Source organism: Massilia sp. CT11-108, from assembly GCF_047302915.1.
GTDB lineage: Bacteria > Pseudomonadota > Gammaproteobacteria > Burkholderiales > Burkholderiaceae_D > Telluria > Telluria orientalis.
Map to the genome: position 1 here is coordinate 1 of NZ_JBKYMO010001367.1, position 337 is coordinate 337.

The window sequence follows — 337 nt, forward strand, 5'->3', positions numbered from 1 at the left end:
GCGCTGGCGCGCGAAGCCCGCGTGTTCGGCCGCGAAGCCGAGCAGGCCCGGGGGCAGCGGGTGCAGGTGCGAGGGATCGAGATAGAAGCTGGTGGCGCCGACCGTCAGGTTTTCCGGGTTCGGCGTCTCCATGACGAGCAGGCCGCCCGGACGCAGTGCGCGCAGCGCTTCGGCGATCAGTTCGCGCACGAGGTCGAACGGCAGGTGCTCGACGAGGTGGAAGGCCGAGACGAGCGCCAGGCTGGCGTGGGGGGGGGGGGGGGGGGGGGGCGGGCGGCGCGGGGGGGGGGGCCGCCGAGGAGGGCCCGGCGCAGCACGAGGGGTGGGGGGGGGGGGG

General features: G+C 77.2%; 1 pseudogene. It reads right to left on the reverse strand.

Annotated elements, in window-relative coordinates:
• Positions 1 to 337, reverse strand: a pseudogene (locus ACEN88_RS34825) (hypothetical protein); the annotation flags it as partial.